This is a genomic window from Pseudoalteromonas sp. NCCP-2140, from assembly GCF_023708065.1.
In the GTDB taxonomy this organism is placed as follows: domain Bacteria; phylum Pseudomonadota; class Gammaproteobacteria; order Enterobacterales; family Alteromonadaceae; genus Pseudoalteromonas.
Window position 1 is genome coordinate 1 of the sequence record NZ_BRCZ01000004.1, and the last position, 16336, is coordinate 16336.

Here is a 16336-nt window from a genome sequence, read left to right on the forward strand (position 1 = left end):
CCCCTAGCCCCTAGCCCCTAAAACCTCTCCCCTCACAATCTCTGAGCCTTTACTTAGCGCATTGAGCTTGGCGCTTGCTATGTGGCGAGGGAGGGGCGCCATACCGCAATTTGTGCATGGGTAGAGCTTGTCGGCATCAACATATTTCAGGGCTTCGCGTAATGTCTGTGCTACCTCATCAGGGGTTTCAATTTCATTGCTTGCTACATCAATGGCACCAACCATCACTTTTTTGCCGCGTATGAGTGCTAATAGCTCAATGGGCACGCGAGAGTTGTGACACTCCAGTGAAATAATATCGATATTCGACTTTTGAAGTTTTGGGAATACTTCTTCATATTGACGCCATTCATTGCCCAGTGTTTGTTTCCAATCAGTGTTAGCTTTGATGCCATAGCCGTAGCAAATGTGCACAGCAGTTTCGCACTTTAAGCCTTCGATTGCTCTTTCTAGGCACTTAATGCCCCAGTCATTTACATCATCGAAGAACACATTAAACGCAGGCTCATCAAATTGAATAATATCAACACCTGCAGCTTCGAGCTCTTTCGCTTCTTGATTGAGGATTTTGGCAAATTCCCACGCCAGTTGTTCACGGCTTTGATAGTGGGCGTCATACAAGGTGTCGATCATGGTCATAGGCCCTGGCAACGCCCATTTTATAGGTTGCTTGGTTTGCGAACGTAAAAACTTGGCGTCTTCAACAAACACGGGTTTGCTGCGTGACACCGGGCCAATCACACTTGGTACACTGGCTTCGTAGCGATTACGAATGGTCACTGTTTTACGGTTCTCAAAATCAACGCCATTTAAGTGTTCGATAAAGGTCGTTACAAAGTGCTGGCGGGTTTGCTCGCCGTCGCTCACGATATCAACGCCAGCTTGTTGTTGCTCTTGTAAGGCAACACGCAGCGCGTCTTGTTTGCCGTCGATAAGCCCTGCGCCTTGCAATTTCCAAGGCGACCATAAGGTTTCAGGCTCAGCAAGCCAAGCAGGTTTTGGTAAGCTGCCAGCTGTCGATGTGGGTAATAACTTTCTCATTTTTACTCTCTTTAAATCGCGTAGTTAGCAGACCATTTCTCAAGCACTGATTGATAAGGCTTAATAAAGTGCTGCTCAGTAAATTTACCTTGTGCAATCGCAAGTTGGCTGCGCTCTTCACGGTCGTAAACAATTTGCGTGATCGAGTGATCGGCGTTTCTTAAATTTGGTTGATAGCAACTACCCGCCACGGCATTGGCATTATAAATTTCTGGACGATAGATTTTCTGGAATGTTTCCATGGTGCTAATCGTGCTGATCAACTCTAAGTTGGTGTAATCGTTCAGCAAGTCACCAAAGAAATAAAACGCCAGCGGAGCAACTGTGTTTGGTGGCATAAAATAGCGTACCTGCAAGCCCATTTTTTTAAAGTATTGCTCGGTTAATGACGACTCATTTGGTTGGTACTCAGCACCTAAAATTGGGTGTTGGTTTTCTGTGCGATGGTACGTTTTGTTATCAGACACGCTTAAACAAATAACCGGTGGTTTTTTAAAGTGCTGTTTGTAAGTCTCTGAGTCAATAAAGTATTTAAAGAGTTTACCGTGTAAGTCACCAAAGTTTTCGGGAATGCTAAATTCGTTTTTCGCTTTGTTATGATCAAGCAGCAGTACACTAAAATCATAATCGCGCACGTAAGATGAAAAGTTATTACCAACAATACCTTCGATACGTTCATTAGTTTGGTGATCAATGATATTCGTTTTTAGTACTTCAATTGACGGGAATGCCTCTGCGCTTTGTGCAATTTCTAAATCAACAGAAATGATCTCAAGCTCTACTGAGTAGCGGTTGCCTTGCGGGTTATCCCAGTTTGCTAGCGCATTAAAGCGACTATCAATCATTTTTAATGCGTTACGTAAATTCTGCTGGCGACTTTCACCACGAGCTAGGTTCGCAAAGTTTGTGGTAAGTCGTGTGCTATTTGACGGATGATAATTTTCGTCGAAGCAAATGCTTTTAATTGTAAATCTGAAATCGTTGTTCATGGCAATGTATCCAAAAGTCCTGAAATAAATGATTGCTGCTCACCTTCCTTAAATCGCTAGGTCATTAACCTTAGGTTGCTCTGCAGCGGTAATAAATTTATACGTTCTTACGATCATGAAGAAAAACGTTTTTATTTCAGGTAAAACATGAGGCAGATTCATAAATATTTGCTGTTTTAGTAAAACATTTAAGAAGGGATAGTGAAAAAATACTTTAAAGCTATTTTAGACGTCTGGATTTCTAAATTCATTTGTTGGAGTTGCAGTAATTTCATATAAAACGTGAGTAATATTCAATACTTAACAGGACTTTTGAGAGCAACCCCGTACTTTATTGTTGTTATACTCGTCTTCCTAAATCAACAACACAGACAAATATAATGAATGAATTAATCTTGCTTATTATTGCTTGCGCCATACTTGGTAGCGGAGTGGGCTTTTTAGCTGGGCTATTAGGAATTGGTGGAGGCCTAGTAATTGTGCCTATTTTAAGCATGATCTTGCTGCATTTTCAGGTGTTACCCGAAGAGCAAGTGGTGCTGGTGGCGATTGCTACATCGCTTGCCTCAATTCTTTTTACTTCAACGTCATCAGCTATCGCTCACCACAAAAATGGTAATGTGCCTTGGCAATTGGCTCCGTGGGTTATGACTGGGGTTGCACTAGGTGCACTTATCAGTGGCTTTTTGGCTTCGCTATTACCCGCAAATGTGGTGCGAATTGTATTCGCTGTGAGTGTGGTGCTTATTGCATTAAAAATGATTTTCAGCAGTAAAAACGACAGCCAATCAACATGCTCGCTACCTAATAAAGGCCTTTTAACATTTTATACAAGCATCACAGGGGGTCTTTCTGCCATGATAGGCATTGGCGGTGGTGCAGTACTTGTGCCGTTACTGACGTTTTTCTCGGTCGATATGAAAAAAGCTATTGGCTGTGCTTCGGTGTGCGGTATTGTCATTGCGCTATTTGGCTCAGTGGGTTACATCAGTTCTGGCAGTCAGTATTTTACATTAAAAGAAGGCTTTGCTGGTTTTGTTTATTTGCCAGCCTTGTTTGGCATTGTGTGTACTTCGTGGTTTACCGCGCCATTAGGTGCAAAAGCAACGCATCATTTACCTGTCTCCACCATCAAAAAGATCTTTGCGGGGCTGTTGGTTATTATGGCTGTAAATATGCTAGCTAAATAGTGTTAACGTATTAATTCGACAACACGAAAGTCGTTTGTTAATGTCAGTTAAGCAGTTTTTAGGCTGCTTAACTGCCTTTTTTCGAAAGCTGTAGGCGCTAATTAAGGACTATTTTTTAAGGAAAATGTTATGGAACGCAGGTGCTTTCAAGCGAGTAAAAAAACACTAAGCTCTTTATTTGTTGCTCTATCGCTAATGGCTTTGCCAGTGACTGCTGAGCCTACAAAGCCACTCGAAACTCACCATGCTTTAATGAGCCAAGTTCTCAATGCAAACCAACAAGCTCCCCTTACAGGTTTTGCACTTCATGTGATTGTTGATGATGGACATGCTTTTTCAACCGTAAAGCAAAGTAAAGAAAATGCGCCGCAAGTTATTAACCCAAATAGTTTATTTAGAATTGCCAGTGTGACCAAAACCTTTACTGCGGCAACGGTGCTACGTTTGCACGAGGAAGGAAAACTAAGCCTTGATACAACGCTCGATAAGTTAATTTCTGATGACTTTTATGCGCTTCTTGAAAGCGATGGTTATGCCCTTGATAAAATGACGCTTAAGCAAGTGCTGAGTCACACGGCAGGGTTATACGATCACGGCCAAAGCGATCAGTATTTAGCTGGCATAATGGCGAATCCGCAGCAAGATATTACGATGCGCGAGCAAATTAAAGGGTGTGTAGAGTGGGGCGACCCAGTTGGTAAACCTGGTGAACGTTTTTCATATTCAGATACCGGTTATGTGTTACTCGGCCATATTATTGAAAGAGTGACAGATTTACCGCTACCTGAAGCGGTTCGCCAATACTTAAGTTTCGATAAAAATCATATCGAAAATGTGGTCTGGGAACGTGGTGATTCGTTTGCCGTGGATGAATCTCGACGCGTACATCAATACTTGCATGGCACCGATACTTTTAATTGGAGCCCAACTGTCGATTTATATGGTGGTGGTGGGCTTGTTGCCAGCCCAATCGGTATGGCTAAATTTTATCAGGCTTTATTTTCAGGTAAGGTCTTCAAACATCCAGAAACGCTCAAACTCATGCTCTCGGATAAAGGCTTACCAGCAGATAGCCCTTACCGTTTAGGTGTATTTGCAAAAGAATATAACGGCACCTTGGTTTATCAACATGGTGGCTTTTGGGGCACTTTGGTGATGTATGAGCCAACAACGCAGGTGGTGGTCGCAGAGGCTGTTACTCAGCAAAAAGACTACGCCCAGCTTGAAAAAGTAATGAGTGGCTATTTAATTTTACAAGCAAAATCAGCACTCTAAACACGCCAAAATCTAAGCTGGCGCACAGATGCGCCAGATCCTTTCTTAGTTCAACTTTAGCTAAGTCATGTCATTATAGAAGATAAATGACTTGCGTACTTCATATAACAAAAATATTATATAACTAAATTGTTATGGAGTGAGTCGTGAAAGTTCTCTTTTTATGTACAGAAAATTCAGCCCGTTCAATTATGGCTGAGGCGTTGCTTAAACATCACGGTAAAGGTGAGTTTGAGGTGTTTAGTGCGGGTACTGAACCTTATGCGGTAGACCCTCGTACGCTTGCGGCGATTGAGCATTTTGGCTTAAAAACCGATGACTTACACTCAAAGCACTTAAATGATGTAACTAACCTGCATTTTGATTATGTAATTACATTGTGCGACAAAGCAGCAAAAGAATGTGCAAACCGCGTTGATGGTACACATTGCCTTGCATGGGATTTTATCGATCCTAAAACTCGCCCAGAACCTCACGCTTTTGAAAAAACCTTGCAAGAGCTCAATGAGCGAATTAAACAGTTTGTGCAATCCCAAAACAAAGAAAAACCAGCATCGATTTCGCCAACCACATTTTATAAAGCGCTTGCCGATGGTATTCGTTTAAAAAGCTTATTGCTTATCGCCGTTGAGCAAGAGGTTTGCGTATGCGAACTAATGACGGCACTTAATGAGCAGAGCCAGCCAAAGGTTTCAAGGCATTTAGCGCAACTTAAAAAACAAGGCATTTTGTCGGATAGAAAACACCAGCAGTGGGTGTTTTACTCTTTAAACCCGACTCTACCTATGTGGATGAAGCAAACAATTACCTCGACCGTGGTAAACGAACCGAATTTCATAGAAAACGAGTTAGCAAGGCTAAATGCGATGGGGGATGATCGCCCAACCCGTGTTGCTCGTTGCTGCAATTAAGGACTGAAAATGGGTGTTTTTGAACGATATTTATCTGTATGGGTTGCTGCTGCTATCGCCATCGGTGTGGCGCTTGGGGTGATGTTTCCGCCTTTATTTGAGCTAATAGCAAAAGCCGAAGTGGCCCATGTAAACATTGTTGTTGCACTGTTTATTTGGGTAATGATATACCCGATGATGGTGCAAGTTGATTTTTCAACGATTAAAGAAGTCGGTAAGAATCCTAAAGGGCTGATGCTCACTTTAATCATTAACTGGCTTATCAAACCGTTTTCAATGGCCGCATTAGGTTGGCTATTTTTTGAAGGGTTATTTGCTGATCTCGTTAGCCCTGAAACGGCGCAAGAATATATTGCTGGGATGATTTTGCTTGGTGTTGCACCTTGTACTGCAATGGTGTTTGTGTGGTCACAACTGACTAAAGGCGATGCAAATTATACCTTAGTGCAAGTGTCTGTGAACGACATCATTATGATTTTTGCTTTTGCACCAATTGCGGGTTTACTGCTGGGTGTATCTGATATTCATGTGCCTTGGCTTACACTGATGATTTCGGTTGTGCTGTATGTATTGCTGCCACTCGTTGCCGGGGTCTTAACACGAAAAGCTCTTAATAATTCAGCACAAAATGAGGCTGCTGTGCAGTCATTTTTAGAGAAAATTAAACCTTACTCAGTTATTGGTTTACTGGCCACAGTAGTCTTGCTGTTTGGGTTTCAGGCGAACACGATTTTAGCCCAACCGCTTAACATTGTACTGATTGCCATCCCGCTTGTTTTGCAAACCTACGGTATTTTTGCAATCACTTATTTCATTGCGTTAAAGCTTAGGCTTAAGCACAACATTGCGGGCCAGCATGTTTAATTGGTACTTCTAACTTCTTTGAGTTAGCGGTCGCAGTGGCTATTTCATTATTTGGTTTGCACTCGGGCGCAGCATTAGCAACCGTTGTTGGGGTGTTGGTCGAAGTACCTGTAATGCTGTCGTTGGTTGCAATCGTTAATAAAACAACACATTGGTTTAAAGAGTAATTGGGGAATCATAATGCAATCACATCCATTTGATATTTTACAGCTAGAAACTGGGGCATTTATTTTTACTCCTTGCCCTGGCACAAAAGGCGTTGGCTTATCACAGTCTGTTGCTGATCTAAAAGCGGCAGGTGCAAAAGCCATTATTACTCTAATGTACGATGAAGAGCTTGTTAAAAATGGGGCGCAGCAGCTTGCAATCGAATGTGAGCAAGCCGGTCTTAGCTGGTTTCAATTACCTATTGTTGATGATGACGCGCCAAGCGAAGCGTTTAGTTTAGCTTTCAACAAACACCTTAACGAGATTCTTGCCATCATAAAAAGCGGTGGTAGTGTGGCTGTGCACTGTAAAGGCGGCTCAGGCCGTACAGGCTTAGTTATTGGTTTATTAATGCATGAGCTTGGCTATGCTAAAAACGACATAGTTAATCAAGTGCAGGCTATTCGCCCTAAATCGTTGCATAACCCAGTACAACGTTCATATTTCGACAACTTTCAAAAAGTAGGAGCTTAACAATGGCAATTAAAGTAGGCATTAATGGTTTTGGCCGTATGGGTCGTTTATCGCTAAGAGCAGCGTTTGCATGGGACGACGTTGAGTTTGTGCAAATTAATGACCCAGCGGGTGATGCAGCTACATTGGCTCACTTACTAAAGTATGATTCGGTACACGGTATTTGGCCTCATGAGGTTGAAAGTAACGACAACGCGGTGATCATCGATGGTCAGGTGATTAACGTCACACAAAATAAAGCGATTGCAGACACTGATTGGTCTGGTTGCGATATTGTTATTGAAGCCTCTGGCGTGATGAAAGAAAAGTCACTACTTCAGGCTTATCTTGACCAAGGTGTGAAGAAAGTCGTTGTTACTGCCCCCGTAAAAGAAGACGGTGTGCTTAATATAGTGATGGGTGTAAACGATGATTTATACGACGTAGATCAGCACGATATTGTTACAGCAGCATCATGCACTACCAACTGTTTAGCGCCTGTGGTTAAAGTTCTGCAAGAAAAAATTGGTATCAAACATGGTTCAATGACCACTATTCACGATATCACGAATACGCAAACGATCTTAGATGCGCCGCATAAAGATTTACGCCGTGCTCGCGCATGTGGCATGAGCTTAATTCCAACTACAACCGGCTCTGCAACGGCGATCACACATATTTTCCCTGAACTTAAAGGCAAATTAAATGGCCACGCAGTTCGTGTGCCTTTAGCAAATGCATCAATCACTGACTGTGTGTTTGAAGTTGAAAAGCCAACCACCGCTGAGCAAATTAACCAATGGATGCAAGAAGCCGCAGCAGGTGAGCTAAAAGGCATTTTGGGCTATGAAGAAAAGCCACTTGTTTCTATCGATTACAAAACTGATCCACGCTCAAGCATTGTTGATGCGCTATCAACCATGGTTGTGAACGAGACTCAAGTTAAGCTGTATGTTTGGTACGATAACGAATGGGGTTATGCAAACCGCACCGCTGAACTTGCCCGTAAAGTTGCGCGATCACTACAAGGTTAAAAGCAATGACGCGTTTGGCTAATCTTCCCGCTGATATAAAGCAGTACTTAATTGTCACTGGGAATTACTGGGCATTTACGCTAACAGATGGCGCATTGAGAATGCTGGTGGTACTGCATTTTCATGCGCTTGGCTACTCGCCTTTGAGTATTGCCATGCTGTTTTTGTTTTATGAGATTTTTGGTGTTGTCACTAACTTAGTGGGCGGCTATTTAGGCGCAAGGCTTGGTTTAAACAAGACCATGAACATTGGCCTTGCCATACAGGTTGTAGCCTTGTTCATGCTGGCAGTCCCTCCTGAATGGCTGAGTGTTGCCTATGTGATGTTAGCGCAGGCGCTGTCGGGCATTGCAAAAGATCTCAATAAAATGAGCGCTAAAAGCTCAATTAAAATGCTGGTTGCCAGTGGCCAAGAAGGCACCTTGTTTAAATGGGTGGCGATACTTACGGGCTCTAAAAACGCATTAAAAGGTGTGGGCTTCTTTTTAGGTGGCTTACTTCTCACATTAATATCGTTTAAAGGTGCCATGCTAACCATGGCTGCTACTTTGCTGGTGGTGTGGTGTTTTAGTCTTTATGCACTTAAAAATGATTTAGGCAAAGCCAAAAACAAACCTAAGTTTAACGAGATATTTTCAAAAAGCAGTTCAATCAATATCTTGTCGGCAGCAAGGTTGTTTTTGTTTGGTGCGCGTGATGTTTGGTTTGTAGTTGCACTACCGGTGTTTTTATCGCAAGCCTTTGGCTGGGATCATTGGACAGTGGGGGCTTTTATAGCTGCGTGGATCATTGGTTATGGGATTGTGCAATCTTTTGCACCTAAAATCATTAAGCTTAATAAGCAAACATCACCAAGCGCAGAAACAGTTAAGTGGGCATCCTTGCTTGCTGTAGTCACCTTAGCCATTGCCTTGGCTATTGGTTTTGACTGGGCAGTAAAACCAATGCTGATAGGCGGACTGATGTTATTTGGTGTGCTATTCGCGATTAACTCATCTTTGCACAGCTACTTAATTGTTAGCATGGCTGATGCCGATGGCGTATCACTCGATGTCGGGTTTTATTATATGGCCAATGCCATGGGACGCTTAATTGGTACTGTGTTGTCGGGCTTAGTGTTTCAGGTGTATGGCTTAGCAGCCTGTTTGGCTATATCACTGTTATTTATTGTTATTACCGCTCTTATTTCGACTAAATTACCAAAACAAATTTAGTTAAATCTAAACACGCCCTACAAAAGTAAGCCTTCTTGCTTACCTTTGTTCATGCATAGCATCAGAAATAATAAAATCAGTCACCTTCAGGCTTGAAAAGCTCTTCGAGCATTGGCTGTGGGTTGTTTAAAAATGCCTTTGTAATTTGGTAATGTTCAGTATCCTCATAATTTATCTGTTCAATACCTTGTGCTCCCACTTGGTAGATCCTTGCGCCTGGGTACGCCATTAAAATTGGTGAGTGTGTGGCAATAATGAACTGAGAGTTTTGTTCAATTAGTTGAAACATGCGACTTAAAACTGCCAACTGCCTAGAAGGAGAAAGTGCGGCCTCAGGCTCATCTAAAATGTAAAGCCCATTACCGGAAAAACGGTTTACCATTAGCGCTAAAAAAGATTCGCCATGTGATTGGTGATGAAGGGATGTACCACCATAGGCATCTATCAGTTTAGGCTCCCCAGAAAATCCCATATCTAAGTCATCAATGTTTGATGCAACGTTATAGAAGCTTTCTGCTCGCAAGAAAAAACCATCTTTGTATCTCTTAAACGATTTTGAGAGTAGCAAGTACTTATGAAGCTCTGAATGCGATTGCTGAGTTTGAAAGTTAAAGTTTTTAGAGCCACCTTCGGCGTTAAAACCCAACCCGATAGCAATTGCTTCTAAAAGAGTCGATTTCCCAGAACCATTTTCACCTACAAATATTGTTACATGTTTCGAAAAGTCTATTTCAAAGAGCTGATTAACCGCAGGAATAGAGAATGGATATGTATCAAAAGAGAAAACGTGATCTCGTTTAAGTGTCACCTTTTGTAGATACGGTAATGCGTCCATACACAATATTCCTAATAAAGACGAACTAGACCCCTTAATAGGCTCTGGTAACTTTCTAACTTTAAGTTTTCACCTGTTTAAAGCAAACGAAGCGAAACCGCAGTTAAGCAGTGAAAATGGCTGTAATGAGCCTAAAGTTCATTATTCAGGCTCAAGATAGTAATTTAAATTTCTGTGACTTCAGGTAGCTTATATGTTCTGTCTAAAATACTTTCGCCAGGCCTGTAAACTCGCATGAGAAAGTTCCAGCCTTGAGTAATATCAGCTCTATTAGCTTGATCGCCACAAGCTTGTTCTGAGCCGAAAAATGCGGTGAATGTTCCATTTTCGTTTAGGGTAACATTACGATCATTAATTATGTTGTTCGTTGATTTCATGAAGCCATCATCACCATAAACAGTAATAGACCAAAACGCATCATTATCAGGTACTTCGTATGTTGCAGAATAGCACTTACTTGGATCGGCAGGGCCTGTATAGTTTATATAAACAGCGTCTTTTTCAGGAAATAGGCCCCAAGCACCTGCCACTGCTAAGTGGCGGCTTTGTTCGTTAACTTCTCCTTTTTTGCCCATCCAATCAGCTTCGTATTGTGCGAATTTTTGAAACTCTTTTTCATAATCGGCGCGAAGTTTAAGCATTGATGGCTTATCCCAGTCAGGCTTTGGAAAAGTGTCATTACTATTTGTAGAAATGATAATTTTCTTTTGTAATTCATTTACAAGAGCAACATCAGCAGGGTCATTTGGAGCAAGAAGCTGGATCCTTTGAATAACTGCCTGATACTTTGTTGTGTTAGGTAAAGCATGGGTTCCTGATTCATAAAATACCGCTGTTGCGTAGTGATCATTATCAACAACATAGACCGAGAAATATCGATCATCAGGAAACTCAGGAATTGTTACAGTAGCACCTCCTTCAGTATCTACTACAGCGCCTGCATACAGAGTATCTTTATTCATTCTCACTACACTTTGCTGATCCAGTGGCGTTGGTTCAGTGATGTAAAAGAACTCATTGATTTTACCGCCTGCTCTTAGTTGAAAGTCGAAAAATGAAAAGTCATCTTCAGCTCTTATGTAGTTTTCTGGAGTGACTAATTTTTGCGTGCTTTTAATAGTAGAACTTGCAGTTTTTATATCTTCAGAATTTGTTGTTTCTGTTTTATTATCGCCACAGCCAGCAAGGGTAAGACCGGCAATTATAAACATCGATGTATTGAGTATGAGGCGCATTCGATGATCTCCATATTTTGCATAAACTTAAGTAAAGGGATTATTTTTCGAACAAAAAATAATCTAGCAAGTTAATAACTTTAACTCAATGTTTGGGTACAAAGTTGTTAGTTTGTTTGATCGCCATCATGATTTTAGGCTGCCATATTTAGAAGTTTAGCTTCGCTTTTATTATTGTTTTCTTGTAACTTACTTAGCAACAAGAGTGATAAGTAGGTTGTTATGTCTGGGTATGCTTTTATTAGACAACGGAAAAAGCCACTTTTAACTGTGGCTATGGCATTAGTATGCGTAATATTTATTAACAGTTACGACTCTCAAAAAACTGCTTCATTAGCTACCAGTTCAGAACTATCGAATAATAAAATAGCTACGCAGCAAGTTGACGCACAAGTGAGCATGCCCGCTACCAAGCTTGAAACGAGTTTGTTAGCTGATGAATCAGCTGAGCAAGGGAGTGAAGTTAATGACAGCCGTGAACTTATTATCAAAAACACGCCAAATTGGCGTTTTGATGGCGTGTTTCTAGACCATTTTACAGAGCTAAAGCAACGTGCTCAGCAAGGTGATGTGGAGGCTAACTACCTCATCGCGCAAAACCTTAAGTATTGTTTTAATGCGCCTTTAGATGAACAGGTCCTGGAAGTAAAGTTGGCTGAAATCTATGAGTTTAGTGATGCTGGCGAGATACAAAGCCGTGTTTTAGATAAATATGAGTATTGCCAAGGATTAGATTTAGCAACGCGGCGTTCTTTTTACAGTTATTTGGCAGAGGCTGCAGAAAATGGCTCCGCTTATGCGCAGCAAACGTTTGCTGGGCTAACGCCCGAATTTTACATGAAGTCGCAATTTCCTGAGAAGTTGTCACGTGCAGAGTTCATCAAAAAGCGTGATAGTTTTAAAGAGCGTAAAACCGTATTTTTAGAGCAAGCAGCGAAGCAGGGTAGTGAACAAGCGCTGATGAGTTTAGCGAGCATGTATTACAGCGAACAAGTTGGTGAGCATAGTGCAGCAAAAGCCTACGCTATAAATCGACTCATTATGGAAATCACGCAAAATAACGATATGTATAATCGTTATGCGTGGTTTGAGCAAAGACAATACCCGACACTTACAGATGAAGAGCTGAGTATCGCGAACAATTTATTTGAGCAATGGCTGTTGCAAATAAAGCAAAATGGAACATTGTATTCAAAAAACTGAATACCCAAAGAATTAATAACCCAAAGCAAGGATGGCAATTATGATTGAACCAAACTATGCAGGTTACACTCTTGATGAGCTGCTAGATTGCAAAGCGAATATAGACGCACAAGCATGGCCCGAGCGTATAATACCAATCCGCAATAATACTTAATCATTTTGAGGGATTAAACCTGTCGCTATCTGCGTTAAAAATTTCTGATTTAGAACAACTAAATAACGAAATTTTTGCCTTGCTATCAACGAGGTTTTATTGCCTCAAAATAGACCACTTAATTAAGCGAATTGGTATAAAAAAATCGAAAATGCGTTGAGTGTTTATGCCAGTCAATCTGCTGAGCACGAAAAACAGTACAAACAAGCAGTGTTTGATGCTTATTGCGAGACGTTACGCCACGATCTAACCATCAGTATCGACGATAATATTCTATGGTTTCTAAGACCGTTTTCTAAGCAAGCTAAAGATATTACTCCCAGTACCTTTGCTGGCGAAGTTTGCCCGCTTTGCAAAGGAGATATTAGCGCAACCACATGGGCTGCTGGCTGGCAGTTGAGCTGCGAACATTGTGAAGTAACAGGGATTGTTGTTGAAAAGTTTGGCTATTAAAAAAGTTAGCTTATTGAAATTGCTGTGTAATTATTCACAGCAATATATAACAATTTTGATAATGCTATCAGGCTTTTTTAACAAATTTAGCGGTTACCATCATTTCACCAACGCCATCAACTTTACAGTCTAATTCGTGGTCTTTCTTATCTAACACGCGGCGGACCACAGCTTTGGTGCCTATTTTAATCACTTGTGAGCTGCCTTTAATTTTTAAATCTTTCGCAACAGTCACTTTGTCGCCATCAGCTAATAAAGTGCCGTTAGCATCTTTCACATTGATCACATCATCGGTATCAACCGCATTAGGATCCCACTCATGAGCGCATTCTGGGCATACTAAATTGTGTTGATCTTCATACACGTATTCAGAGTTACATTGTGGGCAAGGAGGAAAAGACATAAATGGCACCATGGTTGATTTTAAAAGGGTATTTTAATGGCTAAGAGTAAACTATGCGAGCCCCAAGTTGAACAAGAGATCGCATCGTTTATTTAGTTATCCATCATGCTATCAGTAAAAATTTGATAGCCATTACGACCCAGCTCTTTTGCTTTATACATCGCTTTGTCGGCTTGTTTTTGCAAAGTTTCAGCTGATATGTCATGCATCGGGTCATAAAATGAAATACCAATGCTCGCTGATACGCATAGCATGTCGTCTTGGTATTTTACCGGATTCAAAATTTCAGCGTTTAATCGTTCAATTAAGGTTAAACAAGCTTCTTGCTCTGTGAGATTGCCAATCACAGCAACAAACTCATCACCGCCAATTCGTGCTAGGGTGTCTTGTTTACGAAGTATTGTGCTCATACGAGCGGCTAAGGTCACTAAAAGGTGATCGCCAGCTTGATGACCATAACTGTCATTAACCGGTTTAAATTTATCTAGGTCTATAAATACGCAAGCAACTAAGTTGTTGTTGCGTTTTGCCAATTCAATTGCCTGGGCTAATCTATCGGCAAGTAACATACGATTGGGTAACCCAGTCAAGGTATCGAAAAATGCTGCTTTTTCTAAATGTTGGCGCTGTTTGGCTTGCTGTGTTACATCAGAAAATACCGAAACATAGTTGCGAACTTGTGCACTTTCGTCTTTTACGGCTGTGATTGTGAGTGACTCAGCGAAGAACTCACCGTCTTTTCTGCGGTTCCAAATTTCTCCTTGCCAATAGCCTTTATCATCTAGTTGTTGCCACATAGACTCATAAAACTCATTCGGCTGGGTGTTAGAACTTAATATATTTGGGTTTTGACCTAGTAACTCATCTTTTTTATAGCCTGTGATATCAGCAACGGCTTGGTTTATTCGAACGATGGCAGCATCTTCATCAGTAATAATAATACCTTCGCGCAGGTTTTCGATTATCTTGTCAGCAAGGTTTAACTCCCAGCTGTTTTTTAAAAGTTTGTTTGCTTGATGCTTTACTTCATTTTCTAGTGAGCGCACGGCGAGTTTTACAGCAAAATAAATAAGTATTTCTAGCAAGAGAAAACCAATAATTCCGTAAGCAATGTTGTAAGTCATGGATTCGTTGAAGGCATTTATTTGCTCATCAATATTGCGCCAAAGTACGATGTTACCAATATCAGGCTGACTTGGATCTTTGTGCCCGAGATAATCGCGTACAGGAATATAGGTAATCGCATAATGCTTACCGGCTATTTCACTTTGCTTTACAGTTGTTTGGTTATATACAGTTTCGCTGGTTATTGAGGTAATAAAGTCGGTTGCATTATCTCTGGAAATAGCTTCTAAATAGCAGTTGCATTGATTCAGTTTGCTGCCAAAACGTTTTGCTTTGGCATCTTCCCAAAGTAAGTTATCGATATGTTCAGCTGTAAATAATACCGCAATACCTAAATCAAACTCATTGTCGAGCGTATCGAGCAGTGAATCAAATGAGGTGCCGACTTCTAATGAGCCTACATGAATACGCTGTTGATTAATTTTATCGGTGAAGTAGACGGGCACTACACCGCGGATACCGGAGTAAATTCGACCCGTTTCTAACCCTGAAAGAGCGTGTTTATCGCGGTTAGCATCAACAATAATATGTCGAATATCATGCATGGTGTCGCCATATTTTTTATCATTGTGCACTCGTAAAAAGCTGGTAGAGCCAGGCCCTAGATGAAAATGCAGCTGGCGGGCTGAAAAGCTATTTTGTACTTCTTGCCAAGCAGGTGCGACTTTATTGAATAGCTGTTTGCGAATTGCGGCGGCGCGTTCTTTTCCTTTGCCTCCACCCTCCTGTTCAATAGCTTGCTTACCTTGATAAAAGAGTTCTGCAACTTCAGGATCGTTTGCTACAAAGGTCGCAATGGCAAGCATGGTTTCCTGCTCTTGCGACATTAGTAATTGATAACTTGATTCGAGGTTTTCGCCTTGGTTTATTAGGTTTTTGTTGAGTGTTTCTTTTTCTAGTGTGTAATTAAGCAAAATGTAGCAAATGTCGATGATTAAAATCGCAACACTTAATGCTAAAAATACTTTGCTTTTAAAGGTTAACTTCATTGGCTTACTGCTTTGTTAGTCTTTTATTGTTTTGAAGTACTATTTTATTTTTCAGTGGTTTCGAGCGTTTTGGTAATAGAGAATATTCCTCTTAGATCACCAAGCCGATAGCCTGTAGCTAAATCATTTGGGTAATGTTCGCTAAGTGCTTGCTTTACTTCTGGCGCAATCGATTGGCCATGACAATTGAGGCAAACTGGCGCGACTTTTATCGCTTTAGCAAAGCGAAATTGACCATCTTTATTGGTTGAAAAAGCCACATTGTCGATGCTTTCTGTATTTCTGATCATATCGAGTAGCTTAGCGATTTTTTCAGCTTCCCATTCATCGGGTTTATTATTTGGATTACGGTTTTTAGTGCTTTTACGTGCTACCGTCCAGCCATCAGTTGATAAGCTCTCGGCAATGGCCGGAGCTTGCATTTTACACACGTTGATTCCTTCAACTAAACCACCTTGTTTGATTGCAGCTGCCAATGCTGATTTAAGCGTAGTGGCAAATTCAGTTGCTCGCTCCGCTGCTTGAGTTTCTAGAGTCGCTGATTTTGTTTCAGCATAAATACTAGGTGAAAGTAACGCAGTAAAAATCACAATTGTTCTGAAGGAAAACATAGTAAAACCTTATATTAGATATATCTAATATAGTAGTTTGTTTTTACTATACATGCCAATTTAACCTGCAAAAAATAACGATTCTTTGCACAAAGCCTGCTGGAGTGTTGTTGCTAAATTGGTTAAGGTGAAGAAAATATCTTGAGAACA

The 16336-nt window shown here is 41.0% G+C and carries 15 protein-coding genes and 1 pseudogene; 9 read left to right on the top strand and 7 right to left on the bottom strand.

Features of this window, described 5'->3' with window-relative positions:
• Nucleotides 1-3: 3 nt before the first annotated feature.
• Together NFU46_RS09225 and NFU46_RS09230 are read right to left on the bottom strand one after the other, a co-directional pair.
• Nucleotides 4-1041: a methionine synthase gene (locus NFU46_RS09225; protein ID WP_251601316.1), complete on the bottom strand. Its 1038-nt coding sequence runs from the start codon at nucleotides 1039-1041 to the stop codon at nucleotides 4-6.
• A gap of 11 nt (nucleotides 1042-1052) precedes the next feature.
• Nucleotides 1053-2030, bottom strand: a complete 978-nt coding sequence (locus NFU46_RS09230) for a DUF1852 domain-containing protein (protein WP_251601318.1) — start codon at nucleotides 2028-2030, stop codon at nucleotides 1053-1055.
• 380 nt (nucleotides 2031-2410) lie between these two features.
• Between NFU46_RS09230 and NFU46_RS09235 the strand changes: the two genes are divergently transcribed.
• The 7 genes and pseudogenes from NFU46_RS09235 (at nucleotide 2411) to arsJ (ending at nucleotide 9178) form a co-directional block, all read left to right on the top strand.
• Complete coding sequence (locus NFU46_RS09235; protein WP_251601320.1) at nucleotides 2411-3220, top strand: sulfite exporter TauE/SafE family protein; 810 nt, start codon at nucleotides 2411-2413, stop codon at nucleotides 3218-3220.
• A gap of 129 nt (nucleotides 3221-3349) precedes the next feature.
• Nucleotides 3350-4495 (top strand): serine hydrolase, encoded by a 1146-nt coding sequence (locus NFU46_RS09240; RefSeq protein WP_251601322.1) that lies wholly within the window; start codon nucleotides 3350-3352, stop codon nucleotides 4493-4495.
• Between the two features lie 146 nt (nucleotides 4496-4641).
• Nucleotides 4642-5406, top strand: a complete 765-nt coding sequence (locus NFU46_RS09245; RefSeq protein ID WP_285835535.1) for a metalloregulator ArsR/SmtB family transcription factor — start codon at nucleotides 4642-4644, stop codon at nucleotides 5404-5406.
• Between the two features lie 9 nt (nucleotides 5407-5415).
• Nucleotides 5416-6437: pseudogene (arsB, locus tag NFU46_RS09250) on the top strand (ACR3 family arsenite efflux transporter).
• A 13-nt stretch (nucleotides 6438-6450) separates the two neighbouring features.
• Nucleotides 6451-6951, top strand: a complete 501-nt coding sequence (locus NFU46_RS09255) for a dual specificity protein phosphatase family protein (protein ID WP_251601324.1) — start codon at nucleotides 6451-6453, stop codon at nucleotides 6949-6951.
• A 2-nt stretch (nucleotides 6952-6953) separates the two neighbouring features.
• The gene (locus NFU46_RS09260; protein ID WP_251601325.1) at nucleotides 6954-7964 is read left to right on the top strand and encodes an ArsJ-associated glyceraldehyde-3-phosphate dehydrogenase; all 1011 of its coding nucleotides are present in this window, start codon (nucleotides 6954-6956) and stop codon (nucleotides 7962-7964) included.
• Nucleotides 7965-7969: 5 nt separating this feature from the next.
• Nucleotides 7970-9178 (top strand): organoarsenical effux MFS transporter ArsJ, encoded by a 1209-nt coding sequence (gene arsJ / locus NFU46_RS09265; RefSeq protein WP_251601327.1) that lies wholly within the window; start codon nucleotides 7970-7972, stop codon nucleotides 9176-9178.
• A 76-nt stretch (nucleotides 9179-9254) separates the two neighbouring features.
• Here the strand turns inward: arsJ and NFU46_RS09270 are convergent, their stop codons facing one another.
• Both NFU46_RS09270 and NFU46_RS09275 read right to left on the bottom strand, forming a co-directional pair.
• Complete coding sequence (locus NFU46_RS09270) at nucleotides 9255-10013, bottom strand: AAA family ATPase (RefSeq protein WP_175082908.1); 759 nt, start codon at nucleotides 10011-10013, stop codon at nucleotides 9255-9257.
• A gap of 164 nt (nucleotides 10014-10177) precedes the next feature.
• A complete protein-coding gene (locus NFU46_RS09275; protein WP_250660792.1) occupies nucleotides 10178-11248 on the bottom strand; it encodes a DUF1214 domain-containing protein in 1071 nt (356 codons plus the stop codon).
• 222 nt (nucleotides 11249-11470) lie between these two features.
• On the opposite strand from NFU46_RS09275, the gene NFU46_RS09280 reads away from it, so the two are divergent.
• On the top strand, nucleotides 11471-12451 hold the full coding sequence (locus NFU46_RS09280; RefSeq protein WP_251601329.1) for a hypothetical protein: 981 nt from the start codon (nucleotides 11471-11473) through the stop codon (nucleotides 12449-12451).
• Nucleotides 12452-12761: 310 nt separating this feature from the next.
• Nucleotides 12762-13058, top strand: coding sequence for a hypothetical protein (locus NFU46_RS09285; protein WP_251601330.1), 297 nt, complete (start codon nucleotides 12762-12764; stop codon nucleotides 13056-13058).
• Nucleotides 13059-13125: 67 nt separating this feature from the next.
• Here NFU46_RS09285 and NFU46_RS09290 read toward each other — a convergent pair whose 3' ends face one another.
• The 3 genes from NFU46_RS09290 to NFU46_RS09300 all read right to left on the bottom strand — a co-directional run bounded on the left by NFU46_RS09290 (nucleotide 13126) and on the right by NFU46_RS09300 (nucleotide 16186).
• The gene (locus NFU46_RS09290) at nucleotides 13126-13461 is read right to left on the bottom strand and encodes a zinc ribbon domain-containing protein YjdM (protein WP_251601332.1); all 336 of its coding nucleotides are present in this window, start codon (nucleotides 13459-13461) and stop codon (nucleotides 13126-13128) included.
• Between the two features lie 92 nt (nucleotides 13462-13553).
• A complete protein-coding gene (locus tag NFU46_RS09295; RefSeq protein ID WP_251601334.1) occupies nucleotides 13554-15575 on the bottom strand; it encodes a diguanylate cyclase domain-containing protein in 2022 nt (673 codons plus the stop codon).
• A 44-nt stretch (nucleotides 15576-15619) separates the two neighbouring features.
• On the bottom strand, nucleotides 15620-16186 hold the full coding sequence (locus NFU46_RS09300) for a DUF3365 domain-containing protein (RefSeq protein ID WP_251601337.1): 567 nt from the start codon (nucleotides 16184-16186) through the stop codon (nucleotides 15620-15622).
• Nucleotides 16187-16336 lie beyond the last annotated feature (150 nt).

Excerpts from the sequence above, each read along its gene's own strand:
- NFU46_RS09230 (WP_251601318.1), bottom strand. The coding sequence starts at position 2,030 with ATGAACAACGATTTCAGATTTACAATTAAAAGCATTTGCTTCGACGAA.
- NFU46_RS09240 (WP_251601322.1), top strand. The coding sequence starts at position 3,350 with ATGGAACGCAGGTGCTTTCAAGCGAGTAAAAAAACACTAAGCTCTTTA.
- NFU46_RS09270 (WP_175082908.1), bottom strand. The coding sequence starts at position 10,013 with ATGGACGCATTACCGTATCTACAAAAGGTGACACTTAAACGAGATCAC.
- NFU46_RS09300 (WP_251601337.1), bottom strand. The coding sequence starts at position 16,186 with ATGTTTTCCTTCAGAACAATTGTGATTTTTACTGCGTTACTTTCACCT.
- NFU46_RS09280 (WP_251601329.1), top strand. The coding sequence starts at position 11,471 with ATGTCTGGGTATGCTTTTATTAGACAACGGAAAAAGCCACTTTTAACT.
- NFU46_RS09295 (WP_251601334.1), bottom strand. The coding sequence starts at position 15,575 with ATGAAGTTAACCTTTAAAAGCAAAGTATTTTTAGCATTAAGTGTTGCG.
- NFU46_RS09235 (WP_251601320.1), top strand. The coding sequence starts at position 2,411 with ATGAATGAATTAATCTTGCTTATTATTGCTTGCGCCATACTTGGTAGC.
- NFU46_RS09255 (WP_251601324.1), top strand. The coding sequence starts at position 6,451 with ATGCAATCACATCCATTTGATATTTTACAGCTAGAAACTGGGGCATTT.
- NFU46_RS09275 (WP_250660792.1), bottom strand. The coding sequence starts at position 11,248 with ATGCGCCTCATACTCAATACATCGATGTTTATAATTGCCGGTCTTACC.
- NFU46_RS09290 (WP_251601332.1), bottom strand. The coding sequence starts at position 13,461 with ATGTCTTTTCCTCCTTGCCCACAATGTAACTCTGAATACGTGTATGAA.
- NFU46_RS09260 (WP_251601325.1), top strand. The coding sequence starts at position 6,954 with ATGGCAATTAAAGTAGGCATTAATGGTTTTGGCCGTATGGGTCGTTTA.
- arsJ (WP_251601327.1), top strand. The coding sequence starts at position 7,970 with ATGACGCGTTTGGCTAATCTTCCCGCTGATATAAAGCAGTACTTAATT.
- NFU46_RS09225 (WP_251601316.1), bottom strand. The coding sequence starts at position 1,041 with ATGAGAAAGTTATTACCCACATCGACAGCTGGCAGCTTACCAAAACCT.